This window comes from Streptomyces sp. DSM 15324, from assembly GCF_001514285.1.
GTDB lineage: Bacteria > Actinomycetota > Actinomycetes > Streptomycetales > Streptomycetaceae > Streptomyces.
In genome coordinates, this window is sequence record NZ_KQ949025.1 from 693,829 (window position 1) to 720,658 (window position 26,830).

Here is a 26,830-nt window from a genome sequence, read left to right on the forward strand (position 1 = left end):
GAGAGCACGGCAACGACCAGCGGTCTTTGGCTTCGGTGGAAGCGTACGGGAGACGGACGGTGTCAAGCAAATCCGCCCGTACGGGGCCGCCGGCTCAGCCGCCCGACTGCTGCCTCACCAGTTCGGTGAAGTCGGCCGTGTCGCTCGCCGGGGGCTCCTGGACCGCCACCTCGGTGCCGTAGTCGCTGTAGTAGGCGGTCTGGCTGTACGCGCCGGCCGCGGTCTGGCCCTTCTCGACCTTCTTCACCAGCAGGTCCTGGTCGTCGACCCAGATGTCGACGGTCTCGGTGGTGACGCCGGCCTGCTCCAGCGTCTTCCTCAGGTCGTCGAGCTGGCTCCGGCTGAGGCTGGAGTTCTTCTCGGCGAGGTCGGCCACGTCGACCGTCCCGGAGTAGTGCGTGGTCCGCTCTCCGCGCACCTTCTCCTCGCCGACCTTGCGGACGTCCCCGGAGGCCAGGAGGAGCTTCACGGACTGGTTGGGCGTGGTGTTCTGCATCTGGTCCTTCAGATACGCCCCACCGCTGCCGCCGACGGTCTCCAGGTCGTCGTAGGCGTACTTGATCCAGTGCTTGCCGCCGGACTGCTCGGCGAAGGTGTCGCCCATCCGCGCGTAGTAGGCGTCGGGGAGGTAGCGGGCCTCCATCGAGTCACTGCCCATCTGGCGCATGGTGTCGGCCATCGTGCCGCCGGTGTACGTGATGGTCAGCCGGCCGGTGAGCCCGTCGCCCCAGGCGAGGGAGCCGTCGGCCGTCATGGACATCACCGAGCCCATGGTGGTGGTCGACTCGACCTTGGCGGAGTCGGCGCCGTCGGTGGACTTCGCGGCGGTCCTGAGCGCGGCCACGGGGTCGAACCTCGCCCCCTCCGAGCCGCCGGAGGAGCTCCCGGAGTCCCCCGAGGCCTGGCAGGCCGTCACCCCGGCCAGCAGGCCCATCGCCGCGATGGACAGCCCCGCGGTCCGCGCAGCTGTGTGCTTCATCCGCCCCACCCCCATGAGAGTCCCGTGACTGCACGGTAACGCACCGCACCGACAGCCGTAGGGGGAAAAAACCCCTGTGCTCCCAAGGGACGAGCCCCGCACCTCGAAAGGTTGCGGGGCTCGTCGCCGACCGAAAGGGGAACCGTCAGGTTCAGACCGCGGCCGGGTCCTCCTCGACGAGGAGGTTGCGGGTGCGGTTCGGGTCGACCTGGATGCCGGGGCCGATCGTGGTGCTGATCGCGGCCTTCTTGATGTAGCGACCCTTCGCGGCGGACGGCTTGAGACGGGTGATCTCCTCGAGCGCCGCGGCGTAGTTCTCCACCAGCTTGGCGTCGTCGAAGGACGTCTTGCCGATGATGAAGTGCAGGTTCGAGTGCTTGTCGACGCGGAACTCGATCTTGCCGCCCTTGATGTCGGTGACGGCCTTGGCCACGTCGGGGGTGACGGTGCCGGTCTTCGGGTTCGGCATCAGGCCACGGGGACCGAGCACGCGGCCGAGGCGGCCGACCTTGCCCATGAGGTCCGGGGTGGCGACGACGGCGTCGAAGTCCAGACGGCCCTTCGCGACCTCGTCGATCAGTTCGTCGGAGCCGACGATGTCGGCGCCCGCGGCCTCCGCGGCCGCAGCACGGTCACCGGTCGCGAAGACCAGGACCCGGGCGGTCTTGCCGGTGCCGTGCGGCAGGTTCACGGTGCCACGGACCATCTGGTCGGCCTTGCGCGGGTCGACACCCAGACGGAAGGCGACCTCGACGGTGCCGTCGAACTTCGAGGTGGAGGTCTCCTTGGCGAGACGGACGGCCTCGAGCGGGGCGTAGAGCTTCTCCCGGTCGACCTTGGCGTCCGCAGCGCGGAGAGACTTGCTGCGCTTGCTCACTACTGCTCCTGATGTGTCTGAGGAGTCGTGGTACGGGCCGAGCAGGCCCTGCCACTACTGCTGAAGTACGGGGTGGTGAAGGTCAGCCCTCGACCGTGATGCCCATGGAACGGGCGGTGCCGGCGATGATCTTCGCGGCGGCGTCCAGGTCGTTGGCGTTCAGGTCGGGAAGCTTGGTCGTGGCGATCTCACGGACCTGCGCCTCGGTGATCTTGGCGACCTTGGTCTTGTGCGGCTCGCCCGAGCCCTTCTCCACACCGGCGGCCTTGAGGATCATCTTCGCGGCCGGCGGGGTCTTGGTCACGAAGGTGAAGGAGCGGTCCTCGTAGACCGTGATCTCCACCGGGATGACCCAGCCGCGCTGCGACTCGGTCGCCGCGTTGTAGGCCTTGCAGAACTCCATGATGTTGACGCCGTGCTGACCGAGCGCGGGGCCGACCGGCGGGGCCGGGTTCGCCGCACCGGCGTTGATCTGGAGCTTGATGAGCCCCGTGACCTTCTTCTTCTTGGGAGGCATTACTCTCCAGGTCCTTTCATTCGGGTCCATGCCCGCGCCAGGGAACCAACCGAACGCAGGCATACCGCACAACGATAACGGGTACAGATGCGCGGCCAAAAACCGAGCAGGTCAGACAAGCCGTGACAGCCCGCCTGACCTGGTCGGAAGTTCTCTCCGGAAGAAGCTAGTTCTTCTGGATCTGGTCGAACGACAGCTCGACCGGGGTCTCGCGCCCGAAGATCTCCACCAGACCCTTGACCTTCTTCGAGTCGGCGTTGATCTCGTTGATCGTGGCCTGCAGCGTGGCGAACGGGCCGTCGGTGACGGTGACCGAGTCGCCCACCTCGAAGTCCAGCACCTGGACCTCGACCTTGCGCTGCGGAGCCGGCTTGCCCTCGGCCTCGGCGGCCTCGCGGGCGGCCTTCTCCTCGGCCTCCGGGGCGAGCATCTTGACGATCTCGTCCAGGGTCAGCGGGTACGGGTCGTAGGCGTTGCCCACGAAGCCGGTGACACCGGGGGTGTTGCGGACGACGCCCCAGGACTCGTTCGTCAGGTCCATGCGGACCAGGACGTAGCCCGGGAGCTTGTTCTGGCGGATCGTCTTGCGGTCGCCGTTCTTGATCTGGACGACCTCTTCCTGCGGCACCTCGGCCTGGAAGATGTAGTCCTCGACGTTCAGCGAGACGGCGCGCTGCTCCAGGTTGGTCTTCACGCGGTTCTCGTAGCCGGCGTAGGTGTGGATCACGTACCACTCACCGGGAAGGGTGCGCAGCTCCTCGCGCAGGGCGACGACGGGGTCGACGGGCTCGGCCGGCTCTTCTTCCTCGGCCTCGGCGTCGTCCTCGACCTCGTCCTCGACGTCGTCCGCCTCTTCGGTGTCCGCGTCGTCCTCGGCGTCCTCGTCCTCGACGTGGAGCGCTGCTTCCTCCGCGGCCTCGCCCGCCTCATCGTCGGCAGCCTCGAACTCGTCCACCTCGTCCGCGCCCTCGACGATGTCGAGCTCGTCGTCGACCTCGTCGGGCTCGATGGCGTCGTTCAGGTTCTGGTCAGACACGGTGGCTGCTTCTTCCTGGATACAGAGGGGTGGAACATGCGAAAGGGGCGCCGGATACCTCGGCGCCCTTCGCTCTCGGCTCAGCCAAAAACGTACTTGGCGGCGTGGCTGAGTCCATAGTCAATCACGGTCACCAGGCCGATCATGACGACCACGAAGACGATCACCACGGTCGTGTACGTCGTCAGCTGTCCGCGAGTGGGCCAGACGACCTTGCGGAGCTCCGCGATGATCTGGCGGTAGAAGAGAGCGAGACGCTTCAGCGGGCCCTTCTTGGCGCGCTTTCCGCCCTTCCGCCCCTTCTTCTTGGCCTCAGGCAGCTCGTCCTGGGCATCAGGCGTGTCGATGGAGCCCACGGCATCCGCCATTCGTCCTCACCTGTTCCCGGGTCGTGGCCGTGCCGCGCCCGGTCTGAGCCGCACGGCGGTGCATTGCTGTACGTACATGCGCACACATCCTGGCAAGGTGTGTGTAGCAGGGCCGGAGGGACTTGAACCCCCAACCGCTGGTTTTGGAGACCAGTGCTCTACCAATTGAGCTACGACCCTTTGTGTGTCCCCCAACGTACCGCATCCGACCGGATGCTCGGTGTGCACCGGCAGTGGCACGGCTGTTGAAGGCCAACGACGGATGAGTGTACGTGGTCCTGGGCGTGAGGTCGAACGGAAAATGGTCTTGGACGAAATCAGTCTGATGTTCAGCCAGTTGCCCAGTGGGTGAAACCCGTGTGCCGGGCGGGTTTCCGGTCTGAAACCATGGGGCGTATGAGCGCTGCAACCCCTCCCACCGAGCGCCGGGTCTCCGCCCGAGTCGGCGCGATCTCCGAGTCCGCCACCCTCGCCGTGGACGCCAAGGCCAAGGCCCTGAAGGCCGCCGGGCGTCCGGTGATCGGCTTCGGCGCCGGAGAGCCCGACTTCCCGACCCCGGACTACATCGTCGAGGCGGCCGTCGAGGCCTGCAAGGACCCCAAGTACCACCGCTACACGCCGGCCGGTGGTCTGCCCGAGCTGAAGGCCGCGATCGCCGCGAAGACCCTGCGCGACTCCGGCTACGAGGTCGACGCCTCGCAGATCCTGGTCACCAACGGCGGCAAGCAGGCGATCTACAACGCGTTCGCCGCGATCCTCGACCCGGGCGACGAGGTCATCGTCCCGGCGCCGTACTGGACGACGTACCCGGAATCGATCCGTCTCGCCGGCGGTGTCCCGGTGGAGGTCGTCGCCGACGAGACCACCGGCTACCGGGTCTCGGTCGAGCAGCTGGAGGCGGCGCGCACCGAGAAGACCAAGGTCGTGCTGTTCGTCTCCCCGTCCAACCCGACCGGGGCGGTCTACAGCGCCGCCGAGGCCGAGGCGATCGGCCGCTGGGCCGTCGAGCACGGCCTGTGGGTGCTGACGGACGAGATCTACGAGCACCTGGTCTACGGCGACGCGGTGTTCACGTCCCTGCCGGCGCTCCTGCCCGAGCTGCGCGACAAGTGCGTCGTCGTCAACGGGGTCGCCAAGACGTACGCGATGACCGGCTGGCGCGTCGGCTGGATCATCGGCCCGAAGGACGTCGTCAAGGCCGCGACGAACCTCCAGTCGCACGCCACCTCGAACGTCTCGAACGTGGCCCAGGTCGCCGCGATCGCCGCCGTCTCGGGCGACCTGTCGGCGGTGGAGGAGATGAAGGAGGCGTTCGACCGGCGTCGCAGGACGATCGTGCGGATGCTGAACGAGATCGACGGCGTGCTCTGTCCGGAGCCCGAGGGCGCGTTCTACGCGTACCCGTCGGTGAAGGCGCTGCTCGGCAAGGAGATCCGGGGCCGGCGCCCGCGGACCAGCACCGAGCTGGCGGAGATCATCCTGGACGAGGCCGAGGTCGCGGTCGTCCCGGGTGAGGCCTTCGGCACGCCGGGCTACCTGCGGCTGTCGTACGCGCTGGGCGACGAGGACCTCGTCGAGGGCGTGAGCCGCATCCAGAAGCTGCTGGCGGAGGCCAGGGACTGACGTCCGGCTCCTCTGCGGGGGGCTCCGATCCCGGATGCGGGACCGGAGCCCCCCGTTGTTTTGTGCGAGCAAGACCACGTTCGGGCAATCGGCTACCGGGACGACACGGCCGTACGGCAGGATCGGTGGATGGAGCGTGTACGTGATGTCTCTGAGCTGCCCAAGGCCCATCTGCACCTGCACTTCACCGGTTCGATGCGGCCCTCGACCGTACTGGAGCTGGCCGACAAGTACGGCGTGCGGCTGCCCGACGCGCTGACCGAGGCGCTGACCGGCGGGGAGCCTCCGAGGCTGCGGGCCACGGACGAACGGGGCTGGTTCCGCTTCCAGCGCCTGTACGACGCCGCCCGGTCCTGTGTGCGCCGGCCCGAGGACATACAGCGCCTGGTGCGGGAGGCGGCGGAGGAGGACATCAGGGACGGCTCGGGGTGGCTGGAGATCCAGGTCGACCCGACGTCGTACGCGCCGCGGCTGGGCGGGCTGATCCCGGCGCTGGAGATCATCCTGGACGCCGTGGAGTCGGCCTCGCGCGACACCGGGCTCGGCATGCGGGTGCTGGTCGCGGCGAACCGGATGAAGCATCCGCTGGACGCCCGGACGCTGGCCCGTCTGGCGGTGCGCTACGCGGACCGGGGCGTGGTCGGTTTCGGGCTGTCGAACGACGAGCGGCGGGGCATGGCGCGCGACTTCGACCGGGCCTTCACCATCGCGCGCGACGGCGGTCTGCTGTCGGCGCCGCACGGCGGTGAGCTGACCGGTCCGTCGTCGGTACGGGACTGTCTGGACGACCTGCACGCCACCCGGGTGGGGCACGGCGTCCGGGCGGCGGAGGACCCGAGGCTGCTGAAGCGGCTCGCGGAGCGGGGCGTGACGTGCGAGGTGTGCCCGGCGTCGAACGTGGCGCTGGGCGTGTACGAGAAGCCCGAGGACGTACCGCTGCGGACGCTGTTCGAGGCGGGCGTGCCGATGGCGCTGGGCGCCGACGACCCGCTGCTGTTCGGCGCCCGGCTGGCCGCCCAGTACGAGATCGCCCGGCACCACCACGGCTTCACCGACGAGGAACTGGCGGAACTGGCCCGCCAGTCGGTCCGGGGTTCGGCGGCCCCGGAGGACATGAAGGCCAAACTGCTGTCGGGGGTGGACGACTGGCTGGCCTCCTGAGCCGGGTGCGGCCCGGGGCCCGGCGTCCGGGGCCTACAGCTCCGCGCCGACCATCACCGGTTCGTTGACGAGCGTGATCCCGAAGGCCGTCCGGACCCCGGCGACGACCTCGCGGGCCAGTGCCAGCAGGTCCTCCGTGGTGGCGGTGCCGCGGTTGGTGAGGGCGAGGGTGTGCTTGGTGGAGATGCGGGCGGGTCCGTCGCCGTAGCCCTTGGTGAAGCCGGCCTTGTCGATCAGCCAGGCGGCGGACGTCTTGGTGTGCCCGGGGCCCGCGGGGTAGGCGGGCGGCTCCGCGTCCTCGCCCAGCCGCTCCTTCACGCGCGCGTGGAAGGCGGCGAAGTCGGCGTCGGTGAGGATCGGGTTGGTGAAGAACGATCCGGCGGACCAGGTGTCGTGGTCCTCGGGGTCGAGCACCATGCCCTTCCCGGCGCGCAGCTTCAGCACGGTCTCCCGGGCCCGGCCGAGCGGCACCCGGTCGCCCGCCTCCACCCCCAGCGCCCGCGCGGTCTCGGCGTACTTGACCGGCGCCGACAGCCCGCCCACGTCCTCCAGGACGAAACGGACCCGCAGGACGACGTACCGCTCGGGGTCGTCCTTGAAGCGGCTGTGCCGGTAGGCGAAGGCGCACTCCTCGTTGGTGAGGGTGACCGTCTCGCCGGCTCGGCGGTCGTAGGCGACGACCTCGGTGAGGGTGGTGGAGACCTCCTGGCCGTACGCCCCCACGTTCTGGATCGGGGTGGCGCCGGCCGAGCCGGGGATCCCGGCGAGGCATTCGATCCCCGCCAGGCCGGCCTCGACGGTCCGGGCGACGGCGTCGGTCCACACCTCGCCCGCCGCCAGCTCCAGCGTCGTACCGACGAGTTCGAACCCGCGCGTGGCGATGCGCAGGGCGGTGCCCGCGAAGCCCTTGTCCCCGATGACGAGGTTGGACCCGCCGCCGACGACGAGCAGCGGTGTGCCCGCGGCGTCGGCGGCGCGCACGACGTCGATCACCTCGGCGTCGCTGGTCGCGGTCACCAGCCGGGTGGCGGGCCCTCCGAGCCGGAAGGTGGTCAGCGGGGCAAGCGGGGCGTCGTAAGTCTCCAGCACGCGCCCAAGCCTACGAGACCCCTTGCGGGACCCCGGGACCGCGGGACCACCGGACCCGGTGGGCGCCTATCCGAGGCGTACGACCGCCCGGGACATCCCCAGGACCTTCTGCCCGCCGCTGGTGACCAGCAGGTCGACGCGCACGGTGTTGTCGTCGAGCTTGGCCGCCACCTTGCCGGCGACCTCGATCACCGCGCCCTGCTCGTCGTTGGGCACGACGACCGGCTTGGTGAAGCGCACGCCGTAGTCGACGACCGCTCCCGGGTCCCCGACCCAGTCCGTCACGACCCGGATCGCCTCGGCCATGGTGAACATGCCGTGCGCGATGACGTCCGGCAGTCCCACCTCCTTGGCGAACTTCTCGTTCCAGTGGATGGGGTTGAAGTCCCCGGAGGCCCCCGCATACTGCACGAGCGTGGCCCGGTCCACTCTGAAGGTCTGGGCCGGGAGTTCGGTGCCGACCTCGACGTCCGCGTAGGCGATCTTCGCCGTCATGACCCTCACGCCTCCTCGGCCGCGCGCGCGACCAGCTTGGTCCAGGCGGTCACGACGTGCTCGCCCGCCTCGTCGTGCACCTCGCCGCGGATGTCCACGATCTCGTTGCCCGCCATGGACTTGATCGCCTCGATGGTGGAGGTGACCGAGAGCCGGTCACCGGCCCGCACGGGACGGCGGTAGGCGAACTTCTGGTCGCCGTGCACCACGCGGCTGTAGTCCAGGCCGAGCCGGGGGTCCCGGACGACCTCTTCCGCGGCCTTGAAGGTGATGGAGAACACGAAGGTGGGCGGGGCGATCACATCGGCGTACCCGAGCGCCTTGGCGGCCTCCGGGTCGGTGTACACCGGGTTGGTGTCCCCCACGGCCTCGGCGAACTCGCGGATCTTCTCGCGTCCGACCTCATAGGGGTCGGTGGCGGGGTAGGTCCGCCCGACGAAGGACTGGTCGAGCGCCATGGGCTCGGCACCTCCTGCTGCTCTACTGACCGGTACTGGTCACTCAACGACGCGAGGCCGCCCCCGATCACTCGGGGACGGCCTCGCATACGAGCCTGATTTATCGCGTCTCGCGGTGCGCGGTGTGCGCGTTGCAACGCGGGCAGTGCTTCTTCATCTCCAGTCGGTCCGGGTTGTTACGCCGGTTCTTCTTGGTGATGTAGTTCCGCTCCTTGCACTCCACGCAGGCCAGCGTGATCTTCGGGCGGACGTCGGTGGCAGCCACGTGAGTGCTCCTTGACGAACGGATGGGATGGTTTAACGCAAGAAAGAGTAGCCGATCGAAGGACCGACCCCACAATCGGCTACTGCGTGTAGCGGTGACCGGACTTGAACCGGTGACACAGCGATTATGAGCCGCTTGCTCTACCGACTGAGCTACACCGCTTTGATGCGATCCGTTCCCGTCTCGCGACGGGAACCTCTCACACCAGAGCCCCAATACGGAATCGAACCGTAGACCTTCTCCTTACCATGGAGACGCTCTGCCGACTGAGCTATTGGGGCGAGCGATGAAGACATTACACGGTCCGCAGCCGTTCACCCAAATCCGTTTCGCGCCCCTTCGGAGGGGCGCGCGGACCCGCCCGCCGGACGCCCCCACCGCCGGTCCCCGCAGCCCCGCGCGCCGCCCCCGCACCACCGGGACCACCCCGTCACCGCGTCCACGGCAACCCCACCGGTACGACTATTGCGCTCCTCCCCGACCGCACCGGAGCGTCGCCCTAGGCTCGACTCACTCTCCGTGACCTTGCGTCCCGCGCGCGGTCCCGGGTCGCCCTCGCCCCCGCCGAGCAGCACGAAACCACCGACCGCGAGCCCGGGACCCGAGCCGCCGGACCCCGAGCCCTCTGGAGCGCGATGCCCGACAGCCGGCCCGAGCCACCCCCGCCGTCGTCCTCCCCGTCCGGCCCCCCGGGCGGCACGCCGGACGCGGGCGCGCTGCTGCTGTGCGGGGCACGGCTGACGGACGGCCGGACCGTGGACGTACGGCTGGTCCGCGGCCGGATCGAGGCCGTCGGCACGGCCGGGAGCCTCACACCGGGCCCGGCCCGCTCCGGCACGGGCGCCCGCACCGCCCGGGTCGACCTCTCCGGCCACCTCCTCCTCCCGGCCCCCGCCGAGCCGCACGCGCACGTGGACACGGCCCTGACCGCCGACCTGGACGGGCCCGTCCCGTACGGCCCCGAGGACGTGCAGCAGCGCGCGATCGAGGCCGCCCTGCTCCAGCTCGGGCACGGCGCGACCGCGCTGCGCGCCCAGGTGCGGGTGGGCGACGTCCAGGGCCTCGGCGCGCTGACCGCGGTCCTGCGGGCCGGGCGGTCGCTGAGCGGGTTCGCCGAGCTGACGACGGTGGCGATGCCCCGGCTGCTGACCGGGGTGGCCGGGGCGGACGGCCTCGCGATGCTGCGGGACGCGCTGAAGATGGGCGCCTCGGTGGTGGGCGGCTGTCCCGACCTCGACCCCGATCCCACCGGGTACGTGGAGGCCGTCCTGGAGGTCGCCTCCGAGCACGGCTGCCCGGTCGATCTGCACACCGACGGCGCCGACCCGGCCCGCCTCGCCCGGCTCGCCGCGATGGCCGGCGGGCTGCGCCCCGGGGTCACCCTGGCCCCGTGCGGCGGCCTCGGCCGGCTCTCCCCGGGCGTGGCCGCCCGTACCGCCGACCGGCTGGCTGCCGCCGGGGTGACGGTGGTGTGCCTGCCGCAGGGCGGCTGCGGCGCCGCGGAGCACCGCGGCACGGCGCCCGTACGGCTGCTGCGCGCGGCCGGGGTACGGGTGGCGGCCGGCAGCGGGGCCCTGCGCGATGTGTCCAACCCGGTCGGGCGCGGGGACCCGCTGGAGGCCGCCTATCTCCTCGTCTCCCGCCACGGGCTGCGCCCCGAGGACGCCTACGATGCCGTGAGCCGCTCCGCGCGCGCGGCCCTGGGCCTGCCCGAGATCCGGGTCGAGGCCGGTTTCCCCGCCGACCTGCTGGCCGTCCGCGGCGACCGGCTGGCGGGCGCGCTGTCCCTCGGCTACAGCCGTGTCGTGATCCACCGCGGCCGGGTGGTGGCCCGGACCAGCGCGGTCCGGGAGTACGGCGACGCGGCGGCGCCGGCGGCCCCGGCGCCGCCGCTGGACCGGGGGCTGCCCCGGCAGGGGCGGGGGGAGTCGTCGTAGACCCCCCGGTCGCCCGTCGGGTCCGTCGCGCCGGAGCGGCACGGCGGACGGGGTCGCCCGGGCGTACGGTCGGAAGCATGCGCATTGTCATCGCTGGTGGTCATGGTCGGATCGCGCTGCGGCTGGAGCGGTTGCTCGCCGGGCGTGGTGACGAGGTCGCGGGGATCGTCCGCAAGGCCGAGCAGGCGGAGGATCTGCGGGCGGCGGGTGCCGAACCGGTCGTGCTCGACCTGGAGTCGGCGTCGGTCGAGGAGGTCGCCGAGCGGCTGCGGGGCGCGGACGCGGCGGTGTTCGCGGCGGGCGCCGGTCCGGGCAGCGGGGTGGGCCGCAAGAACACCGTGGACAAGGGCGCGGCGGTGCTGTTCGCGGACGCGTCGGTCCGGGCGGGCGTACGGCGTCTCGTGGTGGTGTCGTCGATGGGCGCGGACCCGGACCACCCGGGTCAGGAGGTCTTCGACGTGTACCTGCGCGCCAAGGGCGAGGCGGACGCGTACGTACGGGGGCTGGACTCGCTCGACTGGACGATCCTGCGCCCCGGGCTGCTCACCGACGATCCGGGCACCGGGCTGGTCCGGCTGGAGGCCCGTACGGGACGCGGCTCCGTCCCGCGTGACGACGTGGCGGCCGTGCTGGCCGAACTGGTGGACACCCCGGCCACGGCCGGCCTCACCCTGGAGCTGATCAGCGGCTCGGCACCGGTGTCGGTGGCGGTGAAGTCGGTGGCGGGGAACTGAGGTCAGAAGAGCGGGAGCTGCCCGGGGAACTCGGGCAGGGCGTAGCCGTCCAACGACGGTTGTACGGCGCCCAGTTGAGCCCTGCTGCGGGACCCCGGGCAGGAGACGAGCTCCCCGTTCTCCCGGGCGCCCGGCGGGTCGTGCCGGGCGAACCGTCCGGCGACTACGGCGATCTCGCGACGGCACTCGGGACAGACTCTGCGACGGCTGGATCCGCTGGACATGGGGCAAGTCTGCCGCAGTGGGCCACCCGGGTAGCGGGGCGCGGCACACGGCCCGCTCACCGCGCGGATCGGCCGACACATCCCTAGCATCCGGACATATGGCACATACCTTCGAGGAACTCGTGGCGATGCAGCGTCTGGCCGACGAGACCCACACCCGGGTCGAGGAGCTGCGGGACGCCTACGGCCCTCCGACGGCGACGCCCTGGTCGGAAACCCAGACCGAGACGTACGAGACCGCCTGGAGGGCCTGGCGCGACCTCGCCCGTGACGTCCAGGCCGCGGTGACGGCGTACGCCAAGGACGAGGGCAGACCGCGCAGCGACGTGGAGGCGGAGGTGAAGCAGGCGGCGAAGGCGACCGGCGCCTGACCACCGGCTTCCCGGCCTCTTCGTCAGCAGACGAATTTCGGTGAGTTGGCCCAGAAGACGAGGAACGACCAGGTCTGGGCCCCGATGACGCCGTCCACGCCGATGCCGGCGCAGCGCTGGAAGCGCAGCGTCGCCTGCTGGGTGACAGGCCCGAACTGGCCGTCCACGGCGAGGTCGCGGCCGGTGAGGGAGTGGTTCAGGTAGCACTGGGCCTGCCGGACGGCACTGCCCGAGGAACCGAGTTTCAGGATCGGCCGGGTCTTGGTGAAGTTGCAGACGTCCACGAACCCTTGGGTGACGGCCCGTACGGGCTGGGCCGCACTCTGCCGGGGCGCACTGAGCTGGGGCGCGGCGAGGGCCGGCGTCCCCGCGAGCACGAGCGCGGCGAGCAGGGTCCCACTGGTGAGCATGCGTCGCATGTACAGCACCTCCAAATGAGACATCCCCTGTACCACCGTGCACTCCAGCCCCACGGGTCGCATCTCAGCGCCCGCCGGGGCTGGAGTCAGGTCAGGGAACGTCGGTGACGACCTCGCAGCGCACCGCGTGGTCGGCGTCGCCGGCCTGGCCGTCGCAGGAGTCGGTCTGCGCGCCGCCGTCCAGGAGGTCGTCGGCGGGGCCCGCGAAGAGCGCGTCGTCCCCGGCGCCGGCGCGCAGCAGGTCCCGGCCGCCCGCTGTGCCGACGGCCGTGTCCCCGTCGAAGTCCACGTCGTCGCCGAAGAGTTGGTCGTCCCCGCCGCGCCCCTCGATCACGTCGTCGCCCGCGGCGGTACGCGAGGAGTCGCCGACGGAGCTGTCCCCGACGAGCAGTTCGTCCGCCGCGCCGCCGAGGATCCGGTCGTCGCCCGCCCCGGTGGCCCGCCCGCCCGTGGGGTCACCGATGTTGTGGTCCCCGAGGGCGAAGAGGCCGCCGTCGGCGCCGAGATCGATGAGGTCGTCGCCGCCGTCGCCGTGCACCGCGTCGACGCCTTCGCTGTCCCCGACCGCGCTGTCGGCGGCACCCGGTCCGCAGCGGAGCACGTCGTCACCGGCACCGGTCGCGGAGCCCCGGAAGGGGGCGGCCGAGTCCCCGAGCAGTCCGTCGTCGCCGTCACCGCCCTCCAGCAGGTCCCGGCCGCCGCCCTCGGCGTCCCCGCCGAGCGCCACGCTGTCGCCGGTCAGGTGGGCGTCGTCGCCGTCGCCGCCGTGGAGCCGGTCGTCGCCCCCGCCGCGGGCGTCGCCGTCGGCGTCGGTCTCGGAGTCGCCGACCAGGAAGTCGGAGCCGTCACCGCCGTACAGGACGTCGTCACCGCCGCCCTCGGCGTCCCCACTGCCGGTCTGCGCGTCCCCGACCAGCTCGTCGTCACCCCCACCGCCGTACAGGACGTCGTCACCGCCGCCCTCGGCGTCCCCGCTCTCGACGGACACGTCCCCGCGGAGGGTGTCGCCGCCCTCACCGCCGTCGATCCGGTCGTCGCCGAGCCCGCCGATCAGCCGGTCGTCACCGCCGAGGCCGCAGATGACGTCGTCGCCCCCGCCGCCGTCGATGCTGTCCGCCCCCGGGGAACCGACGATGACGTCACTGCCCGGCGTACCGATGAGCGTGCCCGCGCCGGTGAGGGTGGCGGGCAGGCCGAGACAGGTGGGAGGAGCGGCGACCGCGGCGGTCGCCGGGATGCCCAGCGTGAACAGCGCCGCCGAGACGACGCCCGCCATCAGAAGCCGAGCCATACGGGACCTCCGGGTCCGAGGGATGCGTGAAGGAGATCTCCCCTCGGGGCACCGCAGTTGGGCCACGCCTGACCCGTTTGCCCCACACCGTCCCCCGAACGGCCACTCCCCTCCCCCACCACGACATGACGAAGGGCCCGTCACCTGCTGTGTCAGCAGGTGACGGGCCCTTCGCTCTCAGCGTGGCGGCGCCAGGATTCGAACCTGGGAAGGCTGAGCCGGCAGATTTACAGCGGGACGGGTTCGGGGGTCTTGATCTGCGGTTTCCCCTGCATCTGCCTCTGCTGGGGGACACCTGGGGGAATCAGGCCCCGGGAGCCGTCTCCAGGGCCGCGATTACGGCCGCCGGATCACCGTCGTACGAGAGATGCGGTTCGTCTGCCTCAGGCGGGATGAATCGGGTGCGGTATCGCTGGAGGTCGCTCTCTGAGAAGTAGATCGAGTTGGGATCGTCCGCGTGGCGCTCGTTGCGCTTGCTGACCCTTGCCCAAAGCTCTTCGTGACCCACGGCGAGGTACACGAGCACAGGAGTGGCGCCAACGTCGGTGGCGATCGCGCGCCACGTGGTCCGCACCTCAGGCGTCCAAAAGCCGTGGTCAACCACGACGTCATGCCCCGCCTTGAGGTTCTCTCTGAGTTCCTCCGCCACATCCTCAAGAACCGGCCGCTCAAGCGTGGGGAAGATCCCTCGGGGGAAGTCCACGCCATACACACCGTGCCGACGGAACATCTCTTCGTCCGGGCACAGCCGTACGAACCCACGGGCTGTGAGGGCGCGGGAAAGCGTGGTCTTGCCGGACCCGGGGAGTCCGGCCATGAGGACGCAGAACGGTGGGCGTGGTGACATCGGTCTCGCCATGGTCTGGGAGATGCTGGCCATCTCCGCGTCAGCTTCGAGCGTGGTCGTGCCAGCCCTGCGGGCCGCAAGAAGTGACCCTAGGCGGTCTTCGAGCACGTTCGCGAGCGTGGCATCCACGACCGTCACGGCGAGACCTCCGATTCCGTGCGCCATGTACGGCCGGGACCTCCAAGGTCCACGCCGTATTCCACGATGCTGCCCTCGCTGTCGACGAACTTCGCCGTCATCACGACCACCGGTTCCACCGGCGGCTTTTCGGGATCCAGTTCGAGCAGCCGCGCGTACTCCGGCGTGAGCAGGCGCGCAGAGGCGGTGTCGATGCGGTGACTGATCGGATGGCCCGTCGCCTGGGCAATGAGCTGGAGCGACGTTCCCCCTGTCAGTCGCTCACTCGCCGCGAGTTGAGGAATCAGCTTCCCGTACTTGGCGGGAATCCATGACGTGCTGTGGGCCACGATGCCGTGCCGGTCTCGGTAGACCCGGCTTCGGCGGATCACGTCGGCGCCGGGCCGAATGTCCAACGCCTGGGCCACTTCAGCGGGGGCGGGGACCACACCGGCCTGATGCGAGTCGGACCTTTCGCCCGCTCCCCAACTAGACCCGGTACGGCGTCCCCGGTCCTGGCGCTGGGACCCCGAAGACATCGGAGCCGGCTGGTCCAGAACCTCAGTCCCGATTCCGTGAATCCCTCGGACAAGACCCTCGTTGCGCAGCTTGCGCAGGGCCTTCTCTGCTGTCGCGGTGCTGACTTTCCACTCTTCCGCGAGGTTCTTGATGCTCGGCAAGAGCGTTCCCGGCTCTAGCTGACCAGAGGCAATCAGCTCCGTGTAGTGGGCGGCAATCTTCGCGTATGGGGCCCGATTGTCGGCCTGGCCTGCCATGTCGCCTGCTCCCTGTCGTCACTTCCCTGAGGTTCCCTACCTTACCGCTTGACACCGCAGAGAACCCTAGGGAACCCTAGGGAACCTTAGGGATGTGCCCGAGAGGGCGCCCCGAAGCAAGTTGGGGCGCTATCACGGCTGTTTGACCTGCACGAATGCACGACAACGGGGGCTGCTTGCAGCCTCAAGGGGCCCGGGACAGATCGGGCCGAGGTCCACCGGGATTCCTTTGCAACCGGATGGCTAGGCCGAAAGGCCAACGTCTCCATATGCCTACAAACGGGAGCACGCTCCCGAAGGGGACACCTGCACTACTGCACCACCTCAGCCCCGGCATCCAGCCGTGAAGGGCGCGGGATCGAATCCCGCCCGGGGCACTCCCGCTGACCAGCGGCCACTCACATCCCCAAGGGAGATCGACATGCGTTTCCGTACGAGCACTTCCCCCGCCGCCTCCGACATGAAGAACCGCACCAGCGACGACCTGCAGCGCGAGTACGACCTGATCACCCGCGAGCGCTCCGGGGGTCACAACTCGCTCAGCGCGATCAACGCACAGAACGACATCGCCCGCGAGCTGGAGAGCCGGGACCGCTGACCCGCCCCACAGCCCCGATGGTCGCAGGCTGGGTTCGACTCCCGGCCGGGGCACGCATCACCGGCCACTTCGTCTGGAGTTCGCATGAGCACTGTCGAGATCGTCTCGTTCGGCTACCTGCACGACGCCCCGCCGGCCGCGCACCTCACCATCGACCTGCGGCACCACTTCCGCGACCCGCACGTCTCCCCGGAACTGCGCTACATGACCGCCGAGGACGCCCCGGTCCGCGCGGCGGTGATGGGCACGCCCGGTATCGCCGCCCTGGTCGACGCGACCGCGACGGCGGTGGCTGCGTTCGCGGCCGGTCCCAGCGCCGGAACCGTCACGGTCGCCGATGGGTGCGCCGGGGGACGCCACCGCGCTCCCACCTTCGCCCTCGCCCTGGCCGACCGGCTGACCGCCGACGGTCACACGGTGAGCATCCGGCACCGGGACATGGGCAAGGACGTCGTTCAGCGCTGAGCCCCGCTTCACCAGCCCCGGCATCCAGCCGTGAGGGCGCCGGATCGGATCCGGCCCGGGGCACTGGCCGCCTCTCGCGCGGCCCGCCGCACACCATCTGTGCGGCTCATCCCCGCAACGGCGCGCGGCCCCGGTGCTGGAACACCGGGACCGCTGTTCGGGCCGTTCACCTGCTAGGGAGAACACGACCCAATGAAGAACATCGTCACTGTTCAGGACGCTGTTACCGCGTTCGCCGACTTCATCGAGCCGACGGCCGCCGAGCTGGACGCGATCGAGGAGGAGTCCCCGCTGATCCTGGCGGAGGTCGACCTGCTCGACGCGCAGATCAAGGCCATGGACCACCCCGCGAACGACGTCGACACCCGCCGGATCCGGCGGGCCCGTAACCGGGTCCTCGCCGCCCGTCGCGACCTGGTCAACCGCACGGCCGGCACGCACGCGCCGGGTGGTGTGGCGTGAAGGCCAAGACCGTTCTGCCCGCTGTCGCGATGACGGCGGTGTCGATGGTGCTCACCCTCGCCGTGGTGGTGATGTGGCTGGGCTCCGCGATGCCGTGGATCGTCGCGCTGGTCGTCGGTCTGGGCATCGACGGGGGATGGCTCGCCACCCTCGCCTATGAGCGTCGTCTGTCCGCGCAGGGCGACCACAGCCGCGCGGTGTCCGCCGTCGGGTGGTGCTTCGGCATCGTCGCGACGGGCGTCCTGGTCGCCCACGCCCTGTTGGCGGAGGAGTCGTCCGGGGCGTGGCTGGCCGTGGCGTGGCTGCCGCTCGCGGCCAAGGCGCTGTGGCTGGTGCATGGGCTGTGGGAGCTCACCGCGCTCACCCCGACCGCGCTGGACGCCATCAAGGGCATCCAGCAGGAAGCGCGCGACGAAGCGGCCGTGGCCCGCGCCCGGCTGCGGGCCGAAGCGGCCACGGAGGAGACGCGGCTGACGGCCGTGACGGAGGCAGGGGCGCGCGTCGCACGCGTTCAGGCGAAGACCGCCGCGACCCTCGCCGGGGCGTGGTCGACGCTGGAGAGCGCGCGGCAGGGTGAGGACACCGGCAGGGCGCTGACCAGCGTGACGACCCGCGTCACGCCCGACGTCACACCCGCCTGGGAACTCCCGGTCTGGGGTCCCGTGGAGCCGGTTGCCGCGCTCCCGGCGGGGGACGGCAACGCCCTGACTGACGCGGCCCTTGACGTGCTGGTCGACGAGATCCGGCACAGCGAAACCCCCACCCTGTCCTACCGCGAGATGGCCATCCGCTTCCGCACCGCCGGCCACTCCGCCTCCGAAATGCGCCTGCGCGCCGCCTGGAAGCGCGTCGTCTGACCCTCCCCCCTGCTCCGTCACCTCTGCCTGAGGAGTCCTCACCATGGGCAAGCCCGACACCCGCAGCATCGACCGCGAGATCACCAAGACCAACCGCAAGCTCGAAGCGGTCCGCCGGGGCGAGTTGTGGCCCCTGAACAGCAGCGAGCGGCGCGCCGTCCTCGGCGCGCTCGCCGGCGGCTCGTACCGCGTCCTGCGCGGCAAGAGCACCACCCGGCAGGAGAACCGGCTGGAGTCCGTCTCGGAGCAGGCGGTCACCCGGCTGACGGCCGAGATCACCGCGCTGCACATCGAGCGTCAGCGCATCGTGCGCGAGTACGCCGCCGCCAAGGCCGCCAAGAAGGCGTCCGGCTGGTGGTGACACCCACCCCCGCCACGTGAACCACCTGCCGGGACGGCCCCCACCCGTCCCGGCCTCCCACCTTCCCGCATGCCCTTTCCCGCCCCGCATGGGGGCGTTGAGGAGACGTCACGCATGTCCGAGAACGTCGTTCACCTGCACAAGGACACCACCACCCCCGCCGTGACCACCCTGATCGTGGTCCCCGACCCCGCCCCGCCGGCACCCGTCCCGCTGTGGGTGCGGTCCGGCCGCGCCGTGAAGACGGCCGTCACGCATGAGAACACCAAGACCGCCGCCCGCGCGGTCGCCCGACACGGCCTCTACGTCGTCGGTGGAGCGCGGATCGTGGGCCGCCGCACCTGGGACGGCAAGACCGCCGCCCGCTACGAGCGGTTCATGCGCACGGCGGAAGCCGCGGGAAACATGGACGCGGCCATGGAGTGGGAGGAGCGGGCGCAGCGCTACCGCGACGCCCGCCACCGCCGCCGCATGGACCTGCTCCACTCCCCGGTGGACGCGGCCAAGGGTCTGGCGGTCGGCACGGGGACGGGCATAGGGTCCCTGGTCGCCCTCGGGATCGTCATGGCCATCGCCACCAAGGACGTGTCCGACGTGGTCACGCCGCTGATGGCGGTCGTGAAGTTCATCAACCTGCTGATCACGATCGTGCAGGTGGTGTGGGGGCCGCTCGTGTCCCTGGGCCCGTTCCTCGCCCTGCTCGCGCTGTGGGCGGTCGGCAGCAAGCAGCAGGCCGCACCCCAGTGGGCGCTTCCCGCGCACGTCCGCAGCGGCGAGGGTGAGCCGATCACCCCGTCCATCGTGGTCAAGGCACTGCGTGACCTCGGGGTGCCCGCCCTGCGCAACGCCATCAAGGAGATGGGCGACGCCGGCGCGTCCATGCTCTCCCCGATCGTGATCGCCGGATGCGGGGTGGAGGTCGACGTCACCCTTCCGTCCGGGGTGTCGACGAACGAAGTGCAGGGCAAGCGCCGCAAGCTCGCCGAGAACCTGTCCCGGCACGAGCACGAGGTGTTCATCACGATCCCGACCGCCGCGCGCACGGTGCGGCTGTGGGTGGCCGACTCCGGGGCGCTGGACGAGCCGATCGGGCCGTCCCCGCTGGTCACGGACGACACGCTGACGGCCGACTACGCCAAGGGCCGCGCCCCGTGGGGGCAGGACCTGCGCGGGGACGCCGCCGCCATCAGCCTGTATCAGCGGCACCTGCTCATCACGGGTCTGTCCAACCAGGGCAAGACCGCCGCCCTGCGCGCGCTCGCCCTGTGGCTGGCGCTGGACAAGTCGGTGCAGTTCCTGATGGGCGACCTCAAGGGCGCCGGCGACTGGGCGATGTTCGACGGACTCGCGCAGGTGCTCATCCAGGGCCCGACCGATGAGCACGTGATCGAGGTGACCGAGATGGTCGAGGGCGCCGTCGACGAGATGAACCGCCGTCTCCAGGCCCCGCCCGGCACCGCGTTCCCGCCGCTGATCGTGCTGGTCGACGAGGCGCAGGTGGCGTTCATGTGCCCGGCCGTCGACGACGAGAAGCGCCCCTACGGCGGCTCCAAGGCCAAGTCCCGGTACTTCACCGCCGTCCGTAAGATCCACAACCAGGGCCGTGCGGTCAACGTCCTGATGTGGCAGGGCACCCAGGACCCCACCGACCAGAACCTCCCCAAGCTCGTGCGGGAGGGCGCGCACACCCGCGCGTCGCTCGCGCTGGGCACCGAGTCTCAGGCCCGTATGGCGCTCGGGGACAAGGCCGTCGACGGCGGGGCCGCGCCGAACCTGCTGCGTCCGGGTCTGGACAAGGGCACGGTCGTGGTCGCCTCCGACGGGATCGAGATCCCGGCCGGACAGGCGTCCATCACGGTCCGGACGCACTACATCGACACCGAGGGCGCCCACGCCATCGCCGACCGGGCGAGGGCGCTGCGGGACGGAGTCACCACCCTGCACGCCGTCGAACGGGGCGAGGAGCGTGACCCGCTCGCCGACATCGCGCACGTGATCGGCGACGCGCCGCGCCTGCTCACCCTCGACATCCTCAAGCGGCTCGCCGTGCTGAACGAGGACGCCTACGGCGACTGGACGTTCGGTGACCTCAAGCGCGTGCTGGAGGCCGAGGGCGAGGAGCCGAAGAAGTCCAACGGGCGCATGGCCGTCCACCGCGATCACGTCCTGCGCGCCCTCGCCAACCGCGACGCCGACGGTTCCGCTTCCGCCGACGAGTAGCAGGGAGGCGCACCCTCCCGGGGCGGGGAGGCGGGGATACCCCCCCAACCGCCTCCCCGCCCCGCCTCCCCCGCGTTGATCAGCGAAAACACCGCTTCAGGGAGGCAGGGAGGCACCCCAGCTCAGGCCCCTGAAACCCCCTCCACAAGCCTCCCGGCAGGGGTGTCCCTGCCTCCCTAACCGAGCACCGGAAGGGATTCCGCATGTACCCCGAACGCACCGGCAGCGTGCCCGCCATGCGGGCCGTCGAGGTCCACCAGCCCACCCCAATCACCCCCGCCACGACCTACCCGGCGCCCCTCGTGCCGGTGCAGCCCGGCACCGTCCCGGCGGTCGCGAGCGTCGTCCTCCCGGACGGCCGCGTCGTCACCGGCTACGCCGTCACCCCCATGCAGCCCGAACCGCTCGCCGCCAAGCCGGCCGTCTCCCGGACGGCGGTGAACGTCGCCCTCGGGGGCGTCGGGTTCCTCGCCGTGTGCGGCGGACTGCTGATGCTCACCGCGTTCGTCACCGCACTGGCCGCGCTGGTCACCCAGCTCATCACCCTCGCCGCCGTCATCTTCGGCGGATGGATCGCCGTGCAGGTGCTCGGCTCCAACCGCCACGGCGCCGGAACCACGGTCAACATCCGCAAAGCCGTGATCAAGCGGAACAAGTTCTACACCTGACAGGGAGACAAACACCCGTGATGCGACTGCGTATCCGGCTCACCGCGCTGCCCCGCAACGCGCTGATCCTGACCGACACGCCCCGCCCCGACTGCCGTGACTGCGACGGCGTGGGCGGCATCGAGCACGACTACGGCGACTACGAGACCGGCGAGTACGCCGGAACCGACATCGAGTTCTGCCACTGCTGGACGCCATGGGCCGTGACCCTGCTGCCGCTCCCGCGCCGCCCCCAGTGGCTGCACCGCCGCCACGACGGCCGCGACCCGTGGGGCCCCGTCGGCCACAGCGACGAACCGCCCTTCTAGCTACGCCAAGGGCGGCCCCCGCATCTCGCCAAAGAACCGGGGCCGCCCTTGCCCAGCCAGTCACCATCAAGGAACTGGAGACATCCAGCATGACCCATGACGCCCAGTCCGCGCTGTTACGCGCAGCGCTGGACGCCGCCGAACACGGTTGGTACGTCTTCCCCCTGCGCCCCGGCAGCAAGCGCCCCGCACTGCACGGCGAGCAGTCCTGCCCCGGCACCGGCCCCTGCGCGGGCGGTCACCGCAAGTGGGAGGAGCGCGCCACCTGCGACCCCGACCGTATCCGCGCCACCTGGTCCCACGGCCCGTTCAACGTCGGCATTGCCACCGGCCCCTCGGGGCTGCTGGTCGTCGACCTGGACGTGCCAAAGGACAAGGGCAGTTCGGACGCGCCTACCGGCGCGGCAACCTTTGGGGCGCTCTGCGAGCGCGCCGGCCACGCCGTCCCTACCACCTACCGCACCCGGACCGCGAGCGGCGGAAGCCACCTGTACTTCACCGCCCCGACCGGGATCCGGTTGACCAACACGGCGGGAACCGTGGGCGAGTTGGTCGACACCCGCGCATGGGGCGGATACGTCGTCGCCGCCGGATCCCTCACCCCCGCCGGACGGTACGAGGCGCTGTGCGGCCCTGAGACGGCCGCACTGCCCAGATGGCTGCAAAGCATCCTGCGGCCCGCCCCGAGGGCGCCTCAGGGCCCGTCGACGGCCGTACCGGGGCAATCCAGTCGATATGCGGATGTAGCGCTCACGTCCGAGACACGGAACGTCGCTGCGGCCCAACTCGGGGCGCGGGAGTCGACGTTGTTCCGCGCGGCGCGCGCCCTCGGGCGGTTCGTCGCGTGGGGCGACCTCCCACGGCACGTGGTCGAGCAGGCTCTTCAGGAGGCGGGGGAGGCGGCCGGACTGTCCGCGTCCGAGTGCCGCTCCACCCTCCGCAGCGCCCTGAACTGGTCCATCACTCACAACCAGACCCGCCGGGGTGCGGCATGAGCGCCCCCACCCGCCCCCCTCTGAAGAGCATCACCCCCACCCCGACCGGTCCGCAGGCCGCTCCACCGGCTGTGGACACGACGGCCGTGGGCGGGCCGAAGGTCGCCGCCCGCAAGGGCGTCCCCACTGCTGTTGGTCCTGAGCCGCGCCGTGGCGACGGCCGGTACCCCGTGGCGTGGCTGCACATCAGCGCCCCGCGCGGCACCACCCCCACCGCCACCTCGAAGTGCGAGTGCGGGCGGGACCGCAGCGCCGTCGGCCACACCCGAGTGCTCGCCCTGATCACCGACCACACCGCACACCGGGACGCCTGCCCGCTCCGCAACCCCCAGGAAGGAAGGGCCGCCGCATGACCCCCACCATCGACGGGGCCGCGCTGCTGGACGACGTAGAAGCGTTCCACCGGCGCTTCAACGTCTTCCCACACGAGGCCGCCTACGTGGCCGTGGCGCTGTGGGACGCGCACGCCCATCTGCTCGACTGCTTCGACTCCACCCCGCGTCTGGCGTTCCTGTCCCCGGAACCGGGGTCGGGGAAGTCGCGGGCGCTGGAGATCGTGGAAACCCTCGTGCCGCAGCCCATGACGGCCGTCAACGCGTCCGCCGCCGCCCTGTTCCGGTCCGTGTCCAACCCCAACGGCCGCCCCACGATCCTGTTCGACGAGATCGACACGGTCTTCGGCCCGAAGGCGGGGGACAACGAGGAACTGCGCGGCTTCCTGAACGCAGGTCACCGCCGCACCGGGGTCACCTATCGATGCATCGGCGACGGCGGCAACCAGACCGTTCAGGCGTTCCCCTCGTACGCCGGGGTCGCGGTCGCCGGACTCGGTAACCTGCCGGACACGATCATGACCCGGTCCGTCATCATCCGGATGCGTCGCCGGGCCCGCAACGAGCACATCGAACCCTTCCGCGCCCGCGTCCACGAAGCCGAGGGACACGCCCTGCGCGACCGGCTCGCCCAATGGGCCGACCACATCCGGGGTTTCGTCATGGGTGCCTGGCCGGAGATGCCCGACGGGGTCACCGACCGGCCGGCAGACGTGTGGGAACCCCTGCTCGCCATCGCGGACGCCGCCGGGGGCGACTGGCCCGAGCGGGCCCGCACCGCATGCGTGACGCTGGTGACCGCCTCCAAGGCCAACGACAAAGGCAGTCTCGGCATCCGACTGCTGACCGATCTTCGCGACCACGTCATGGTCGGCATCGACAGGTTGCCCACCGTCGCCATCCTGGACCGGCTGAACGCCCTAGACGACGCCCCGTGGGCCGACCTGCACGGCAAGCCGCTCGACAACCGGCGCCTGTCCAAGATGCTCGCCGAGTACATGACCGGCGACACCGAGCCCATCACGTCCCGCAACATCAAGACCGCCGGGAGCGTCCTCAAGGGCTATTACACCGCCGATCTCCGGGACGCATGGTCCCGCTACTGCCCCCCACCCCCGGAAAGTCCGCTACCTCCGCTACCCGGCACCGAAAACCTGGCCTGACCAGCAACAACGGAGTAGCGGCAAGCAGCATCGTGAGCCGCTACCCATCCGCTACCGCTACCCCTTCCCGCTACCTCCGACGGGCCCCTGACCTGCGAGGTAGCGGCGGTAGCGGAAGTAGCGGCCCTCAGAGAGGCCCCCAGAGGAACGCCCCCAGAGGAGTGCCATGCCCCGCCCCAAGATGCTCAAGCTCCCCGAAGTCCTCGAAGAGATCGAGATGAGCCGCGCCGCCTTCTACCGCATGCGCGCCCGGGGCAAGGCCCCGAAGCTCATCAAGCTCCCCAACGGTCAGCTTCGCTGCCGCCGCACCGACCTCGACGCGTGGTGGTCGTCCATAGAAGACGCTGCCGCCTGACCACCTCCCGCACACACGAGACACGAGGGGCCCGCTTCCGGCGGGCCCCTCTGGAGTTCATATGGCACTGACCTACGACGTTCGCCTCTACTCCATCGAGGTTCGCAAGGATCGCCCGAAGCCCTACCGCCTGCGCTGGCTGGTCGGGGAGCGCAAGCACTCCAAGAGCTACACACTCAAGATCCAGGCCGAGGGGCGCCGCTCGGAACTCATGTCCGCCGTGCGGCGCGGCGACCAGTTCGACGAGGAAACGGGCCTGCCCGTATCCGAATTGCGCGCCAAGCAGGGCTCCATCACGTGGTACGAGCACAGCCGCGCGTACGTCGACCGAAAGTGGGCGCTGGCCCCGGCGAAGTCGCGGAAGAACTACGCCGATGCGCTGGCAACCATCACTCCCGCGCTCGTGAAGAGCAAGGCGGGGATGCCCGACAACGCGCTGATGCGGCGCGCGCTGTACGGGTGGGCGTACAACCGGAACCGCTGGAACGAGACCCCACCGGACGATGTGGCCCGCGCCCTCACCTGGATCTCCAAGCACTCCATGCCAGTCTCGGCACTGGAGGACCCGGCGACCGTACGGATGGCCCTGGACGCACTGTCCCTACGGCTGGACGGGAAGGAGGCAGCGCCGCGCACCGCGAAGCGCAAGCGAGCCTGCCTGAGTGACGTTCTCGGGCTCGCCGTGGAAGAGCAGTACTTCACGATGCCGGTCAACCCGATCACGGCCGTGAAGTGGACCGCCCCGAAGTCGGTGGAAGCGGTGGACCCTGAGAGCGTCGCCAACCCCCGCCAGGTCCGCGCGCTGCTGGCAGGGGTGCGCGAGCAGGGCCCGCGCGGGCGGCACCTGGAAGCGTTCTTCGGATGCCTGTACTACGGGGCCATGCGTCCTGCTGAGGCCGCCGGACTGCGGGTGAGTCAGTGCCACCTCCCGGAGACCGGGTGGGGGATGCTCACCCTGCGGCAAGGAGTTGTCCGGGCCGGACGGAGCTGGACCGACGACGGTACGGCGCATGAGACGCGCCACCTCAAGGCCCGCGCCAAGAAGGACTCCCGGCCGGTGCCGATCCCGCCGCACTTCGTCCGTCTGCTGCGGCAGCACATCGCTACACACGGCACGGCACCCGATGGCCGGCTCTTTCGGACGAACCGCGATGGCCTGCTCCAGGAGACCGGCTACGGGGAGGTGTGGGCCAAGGCCCGGAAGGACGTGCTGAGCGAGGCGGAAACGGCCTCGCTGCTGGCTCGTCGCCCCTACGACCTCCGGCACGCCGGCGTCTCGTTCTGGCTCAGTTCCGGGGTGGATGCGATGGAGTGTGCCCGGCGTGCCGGCCACAGCGTCGCGGTGCTGCACAAGGTGTACGCCAAGGTGCTTGACCAGACGCGAGAGCACGCGAACAGCCGCATCGATGCAGCCCTACGGGAGTGGAACGAGCCGGAGTGACCATGCTCACCGCCGGGGGACACCTGGGGGACACGCACTGATCAAAGGTGGGATAGGGGCGGTACGAGGTGAGACACGTCCACGCCCCATCCACGGCGAATCGAACGATGCGGGACAACTAGAAACCCCCTCTGACCAGGTAAGTAACCTGATCAGAGGGGGCTTCCCTCAGCGTGGCGGCGCCAGGATTCGAACCTGGGAAGGCTGAGCCGGCAGATTTACAGTCTGCTCCCTTTGGCCGCTCGGGCACACCGCCGGGTTTCGCTGCCGTTCGCACCGCTTTTCGGCGGTGCTCCCTGGCAACGACGTAAACAATACCCGATGCCGGGGGGTGCTCCGCCACCCGATTGATCTCCACCCCGACGACCACGGGTGGCTAGGCTTGTCCGGATGCGGTCCGGGATCACACCGGGCTCGGCGGCCGCTCCACGTACGCCGATCCGCAGCTCACACGCACCCCGATACAAGGAGCCACAGGACATGGCCGACTCCAGTTTCGACATCGTCTCGAAGGTCGAGCGGCAGGAGGTCGACAACGCCCTCAACCAGGCCGCCAAGGAGATCTCGCAGCGCTACGACTTCAAGGGCGTGGGCGCCTCCATCTCCTGGTCCGGCGAGAAGATCCTCATGGAGGCGAACTCCGAGGACCGGGTGAACGCCGTCCTCGACGTCTTCCAGTCGAAGCTGATCAAGCGCGGGATCTCACTGAAGGCGCTGGACGCGGGCGAGCCGCAGCTCTCCGGCAAGGAGTACAAGCTCTTCGCGGAGATCAAGGAGGGCATCTCCCAGGAGAACGCCAAGAAGGTGGCGAAGCTCATCCGCGACGAGGGCCCCAAGGGCGTCAAGGCCCAGGTGCAGGGCGACGAACTGCGCGTCAGCTCCAAGAGCCGTGACGACCTCCAGGCCGTCATCTCCCTGCTGAAGGGTCAGGACTTCGACTTCGCCCTGCAGTTCGTGAACTACCGGTAGCTCGGCCGCCGTCCGGCCGCTCCCGGTGACGACGAAGGGCGGGCACCCCACG

Annotated in this window: 33 protein-coding genes and 4 tRNA genes; 19 read left to right on the forward strand and 18 right to left on the reverse strand. The window is 70.4% G+C overall.

What is annotated here, in order from left to right; genetic code table 11:
* Positions 1 to 94: 94 nt before the first annotated feature.
* The 6 genes from AQJ58_RS13475 to AQJ58_RS13500 form a co-directional block, all read right to left on the reverse strand.
* Positions 95 to 979, reverse strand: coding sequence for an SCO4651 family lipoprotein (locus AQJ58_RS13475; RefSeq protein ID WP_067249244.1), 885 nt, complete (start codon positions 977 to 979; stop codon positions 95 to 97).
* A gap of 151 nt (positions 980 to 1,130) precedes the next feature.
* Positions 1,131 to 1,856, reverse strand: coding sequence for a 50S ribosomal protein L1 (rplA, locus tag AQJ58_RS13480; RefSeq protein ID WP_067249246.1), 726 nt, complete (start codon positions 1,854 to 1,856; stop codon positions 1,131 to 1,133).
* A gap of 82 nt (positions 1,857 to 1,938) precedes the next feature.
* The gene (rplK, locus tag AQJ58_RS13485; RefSeq protein WP_055631380.1) at positions 1,939 to 2,373 is read right to left on the reverse strand and encodes a 50S ribosomal protein L11; all 435 of its coding nucleotides are present in this window, start codon (positions 2,371 to 2,373) and stop codon (positions 1,939 to 1,941) included.
* Positions 2,374 to 2,539: 166 nt separating this feature from the next.
* Positions 2,540 to 3,409: a transcription termination/antitermination protein NusG gene (gene nusG, locus AQJ58_RS13490; protein ID WP_067249249.1), complete on the reverse strand. Its 870-nt coding sequence runs from the start codon at positions 3,407 to 3,409 to the stop codon at positions 2,540 to 2,542.
* 80 nt (positions 3,410 to 3,489) lie between these two features.
* Positions 3,490 to 3,777 (reverse strand): preprotein translocase subunit SecE, encoded by a 288-nt coding sequence (secE, locus tag AQJ58_RS13495; RefSeq protein ID WP_067249250.1) that lies wholly within the window; start codon positions 3,775 to 3,777, stop codon positions 3,490 to 3,492.
* Between the two features lie 107 nt (positions 3,778 to 3,884).
* Positions 3,885 to 3,957, reverse strand: a tRNA-Trp gene (locus AQJ58_RS13500).
* Between the two features lie 216 nt (positions 3,958 to 4,173).
* Between AQJ58_RS13500 and AQJ58_RS13505 the strand changes: the two genes are divergently transcribed.
* Complete coding sequence (locus AQJ58_RS13505) at positions 4,174 to 5,400, forward strand: pyridoxal phosphate-dependent aminotransferase (protein WP_067249253.1); 1,227 nt, start codon at positions 4,174 to 4,176, stop codon at positions 5,398 to 5,400.
* Between the two features lie 129 nt (positions 5,401 to 5,529).
* On the forward strand, positions 5,530 to 6,561 hold the full coding sequence (locus AQJ58_RS13510; RefSeq protein ID WP_067249256.1) for an adenosine deaminase: 1,032 nt from the start codon (positions 5,530 to 5,532) through the stop codon (positions 6,559 to 6,561).
* A 33-nt stretch (positions 6,562 to 6,594) separates the two neighbouring features.
* On the opposite strand, the gene AQJ58_RS13515 is transcribed toward AQJ58_RS13510, so the two are convergent.
* From AQJ58_RS13515 to AQJ58_RS13540, 6 genes are all read right to left on the reverse strand, one after another.
* Positions 6,595 to 7,650 carry a UDP-N-acetylmuramate dehydrogenase gene (locus tag AQJ58_RS13515; protein ID WP_067249259.1) on the reverse strand — a complete coding sequence of 352 codons (1,056 nt, stop codon included), beginning with the start codon at positions 7,648 to 7,650 and terminating at the stop codon, positions 6,595 to 6,597.
* A 66-nt stretch (positions 7,651 to 7,716) separates the two neighbouring features.
* The gene (locus tag AQJ58_RS13520) at positions 7,717 to 8,145 is read right to left on the reverse strand and encodes a MaoC family dehydratase (RefSeq protein ID WP_067249261.1); all 429 of its coding nucleotides are present in this window, start codon (positions 8,143 to 8,145) and stop codon (positions 7,717 to 7,719) included.
* A gap of 5 nt (positions 8,146 to 8,150) precedes the next feature.
* Positions 8,151 to 8,603: a MaoC family dehydratase N-terminal domain-containing protein gene (locus tag AQJ58_RS13525; RefSeq protein ID WP_067249263.1), complete on the reverse strand. Its 453-nt coding sequence runs from the start codon at positions 8,601 to 8,603 to the stop codon at positions 8,151 to 8,153.
* Between the two features lie 100 nt (positions 8,604 to 8,703).
* Positions 8,704 to 8,868: a 50S ribosomal protein L33 gene (rpmG, locus tag AQJ58_RS13530; protein WP_003948671.1), complete on the reverse strand. Its 165-nt coding sequence runs from the start codon at positions 8,866 to 8,868 to the stop codon at positions 8,704 to 8,706.
* A gap of 89 nt (positions 8,869 to 8,957) precedes the next feature.
* Positions 8,958 to 9,030, reverse strand: a tRNA-Met gene (locus AQJ58_RS13535).
* 46 nt (positions 9,031 to 9,076) lie between these two features.
* Positions 9,077 to 9,149: transfer RNA gene (locus AQJ58_RS13540), tRNA-Thr, on the reverse strand.
* Between the two features lie 354 nt (positions 9,150 to 9,503).
* Between AQJ58_RS13540 and AQJ58_RS13545 the strand changes: the two genes are divergently transcribed.
* Positions 9,504 to 10,805 (forward strand): amidohydrolase family protein, encoded by a 1,302-nt coding sequence (locus AQJ58_RS13545; RefSeq protein ID WP_067249266.1) that lies wholly within the window; start codon positions 9,504 to 9,506, stop codon positions 10,803 to 10,805.
* A gap of 77 nt (positions 10,806 to 10,882) precedes the next feature.
* Positions 10,883 to 11,539, forward strand: coding sequence for an SDR family oxidoreductase (locus AQJ58_RS13550; protein WP_067249269.1), 657 nt, complete (start codon positions 10,883 to 10,885; stop codon positions 11,537 to 11,539).
* Between the two features lie 2 nt (positions 11,540 to 11,541).
* Here the strand turns inward: AQJ58_RS13550 and AQJ58_RS40705 are convergent, their stop codons facing one another.
* Positions 11,542 to 11,763, reverse strand: coding sequence for a hypothetical protein (locus AQJ58_RS40705; RefSeq protein ID WP_079078900.1), 222 nt, complete (start codon positions 11,761 to 11,763; stop codon positions 11,542 to 11,544).
* A gap of 98 nt (positions 11,764 to 11,861) precedes the next feature.
* On the opposite strand from AQJ58_RS40705, the gene AQJ58_RS13555 reads away from it, so the two are divergent.
* Positions 11,862 to 12,134 (forward strand): hypothetical protein, encoded by a 273-nt coding sequence (locus AQJ58_RS13555; protein WP_067249271.1) that lies wholly within the window; start codon positions 11,862 to 11,864, stop codon positions 12,132 to 12,134.
* Positions 12,135 to 12,157: 23 nt separating this feature from the next.
* Here AQJ58_RS13555 and AQJ58_RS13560 read toward each other — a convergent pair whose 3' ends face one another.
* From AQJ58_RS13560 to AQJ58_RS13575, 4 genes are all read right to left on the reverse strand, one after another.
* Positions 12,158 to 12,553: a peptidoglycan-binding domain-containing protein gene (locus tag AQJ58_RS13560; RefSeq protein WP_159056243.1), complete on the reverse strand. Its 396-nt coding sequence runs from the start codon at positions 12,551 to 12,553 to the stop codon at positions 12,158 to 12,160.
* Positions 12,554 to 12,644: 91 nt separating this feature from the next.
* Positions 12,645 to 13,844 carry a calcium-binding protein gene (locus AQJ58_RS13565; RefSeq protein WP_107122033.1) on the reverse strand — a complete coding sequence of 400 codons (1,200 nt, stop codon included), beginning with the start codon at positions 13,842 to 13,844 and terminating at the stop codon, positions 12,645 to 12,647.
* A 304-nt stretch (positions 13,845 to 14,148) separates the two neighbouring features.
* Positions 14,149 to 14,829 (reverse strand): P-loop nucleotide/nucleoside kinase family protein, encoded by a 681-nt coding sequence (locus tag AQJ58_RS13570; RefSeq protein WP_234360037.1) that lies wholly within the window; start codon positions 14,827 to 14,829, stop codon positions 14,149 to 14,151.
* A complete protein-coding gene (locus AQJ58_RS13575; RefSeq protein ID WP_067249279.1) occupies positions 14,826 to 15,584 on the reverse strand; it encodes a GntR family transcriptional regulator in 759 nt (252 codons plus the stop codon). Before AQJ58_RS13575 ends, AQJ58_RS13570 begins: the two co-directional genes overlap by 4 nt.
* 421 nt (positions 15,585 to 16,005) lie before the next feature.
* Between AQJ58_RS13575 and AQJ58_RS43290 the strand changes: the two genes are divergently transcribed.
* The 13 genes from AQJ58_RS43290 (at position 16,006) to AQJ58_RS13635 (ending at position 25,809) form a co-directional block, all read left to right on the forward strand.
* On the forward strand, positions 16,006 to 16,182 hold the full coding sequence (locus tag AQJ58_RS43290; RefSeq protein ID WP_159056244.1) for a hypothetical protein: 177 nt from the start codon (positions 16,006 to 16,008) through the stop codon (positions 16,180 to 16,182).
* Positions 16,183 to 16,266: 84 nt separating this feature from the next.
* A complete protein-coding gene (locus tag AQJ58_RS13580; RefSeq protein WP_067249282.1) occupies positions 16,267 to 16,647 on the forward strand; it encodes a RapZ C-terminal domain-containing protein in 381 nt (126 codons plus the stop codon).
* Between the two features lie 192 nt (positions 16,648 to 16,839).
* Positions 16,840 to 17,109, forward strand: a complete 270-nt coding sequence (locus AQJ58_RS13585; RefSeq protein WP_067249284.1) for a DUF6284 family protein — start codon at positions 16,840 to 16,842, stop codon at positions 17,107 to 17,109.
* The gene (locus AQJ58_RS13590) at positions 17,106 to 17,966 is read left to right on the forward strand and encodes a protein spdB (RefSeq protein ID WP_067249286.1); all 861 of its coding nucleotides are present in this window, start codon (positions 17,106 to 17,108) and stop codon (positions 17,964 to 17,966) included. Before AQJ58_RS13585 ends, AQJ58_RS13590 begins: the two co-directional genes overlap by 4 nt.
* A gap of 43 nt (positions 17,967 to 18,009) precedes the next feature.
* Complete coding sequence (locus AQJ58_RS13595; RefSeq protein WP_067249289.1) at positions 18,010 to 18,327, forward strand: hypothetical protein; 318 nt, start codon at positions 18,010 to 18,012, stop codon at positions 18,325 to 18,327.
* A gap of 114 nt (positions 18,328 to 18,441) precedes the next feature.
* On the forward strand, positions 18,442 to 20,547 hold the full coding sequence (locus tag AQJ58_RS13600) for an FtsK/SpoIIIE domain-containing protein (RefSeq protein ID WP_067249292.1): 2,106 nt from the start codon (positions 18,442 to 18,444) through the stop codon (positions 20,545 to 20,547).
* Between the two features lie 203 nt (positions 20,548 to 20,750).
* Positions 20,751 to 21,215 (forward strand): hypothetical protein, encoded by a 465-nt coding sequence (locus AQJ58_RS13605; protein ID WP_067249294.1) that lies wholly within the window; start codon positions 20,751 to 20,753, stop codon positions 21,213 to 21,215.
* A gap of 20 nt (positions 21,216 to 21,235) precedes the next feature.
* Entirely contained in the window at positions 21,236 to 21,523 is a 288-nt protein-coding gene (locus tag AQJ58_RS13610) for a hypothetical protein (protein WP_107122034.1), read from the forward strand.
* 89 nt (positions 21,524 to 21,612) lie between these two features.
* Positions 21,613 to 22,518, forward strand: a complete 906-nt coding sequence (locus AQJ58_RS13615) for a bifunctional DNA primase/polymerase (RefSeq protein ID WP_067249299.1) — start codon at positions 21,613 to 21,615, stop codon at positions 22,516 to 22,518.
* Positions 22,515 to 22,871 (forward strand): hypothetical protein, encoded by a 357-nt coding sequence (locus tag AQJ58_RS44380; RefSeq protein WP_234360038.1) that lies wholly within the window; start codon positions 22,515 to 22,517, stop codon positions 22,869 to 22,871. Before AQJ58_RS13615 ends, AQJ58_RS44380 begins: the two co-directional genes overlap by 4 nt.
* Complete coding sequence (locus tag AQJ58_RS13625) at positions 22,868 to 24,013, forward strand: DUF3631 domain-containing protein (RefSeq protein WP_067249305.1); 1,146 nt, start codon at positions 22,868 to 22,870, stop codon at positions 24,011 to 24,013. Before AQJ58_RS44380 ends, AQJ58_RS13625 begins: the two co-directional genes overlap by 4 nt.
* A 166-nt stretch (positions 24,014 to 24,179) precedes the next feature.
* Entirely contained in the window at positions 24,180 to 24,368 is a 189-nt protein-coding gene (locus AQJ58_RS13630; RefSeq protein WP_067249309.1) for a helix-turn-helix transcriptional regulator, read from the forward strand.
* Between the two features lie 61 nt (positions 24,369 to 24,429).
* Positions 24,430 to 25,809, forward strand: a complete 1,380-nt coding sequence (locus tag AQJ58_RS13635) for a tyrosine-type recombinase/integrase (RefSeq protein WP_067249312.1) — start codon at positions 24,430 to 24,432, stop codon at positions 25,807 to 25,809.
* Between the two features lie 174 nt (positions 25,810 to 25,983).
* Here the strand turns inward: AQJ58_RS13635 and AQJ58_RS13640 are convergent.
* Positions 25,984 to 26,065: transfer RNA gene (locus tag AQJ58_RS13640), tRNA-Tyr, on the reverse strand.
* Positions 26,066 to 26,289: 224 nt separating this feature from the next.
* Here AQJ58_RS13640 and AQJ58_RS13645 point away from each other — a divergent pair.
* Positions 26,290 to 26,778 carry a YajQ family cyclic di-GMP-binding protein gene (locus AQJ58_RS13645; protein ID WP_067249315.1) on the forward strand — a complete coding sequence of 163 codons (489 nt, stop codon included), beginning with the start codon at positions 26,290 to 26,292 and terminating at the stop codon, positions 26,776 to 26,778.
* Positions 26,779 to 26,830: the final 52 nt, after the last annotated feature.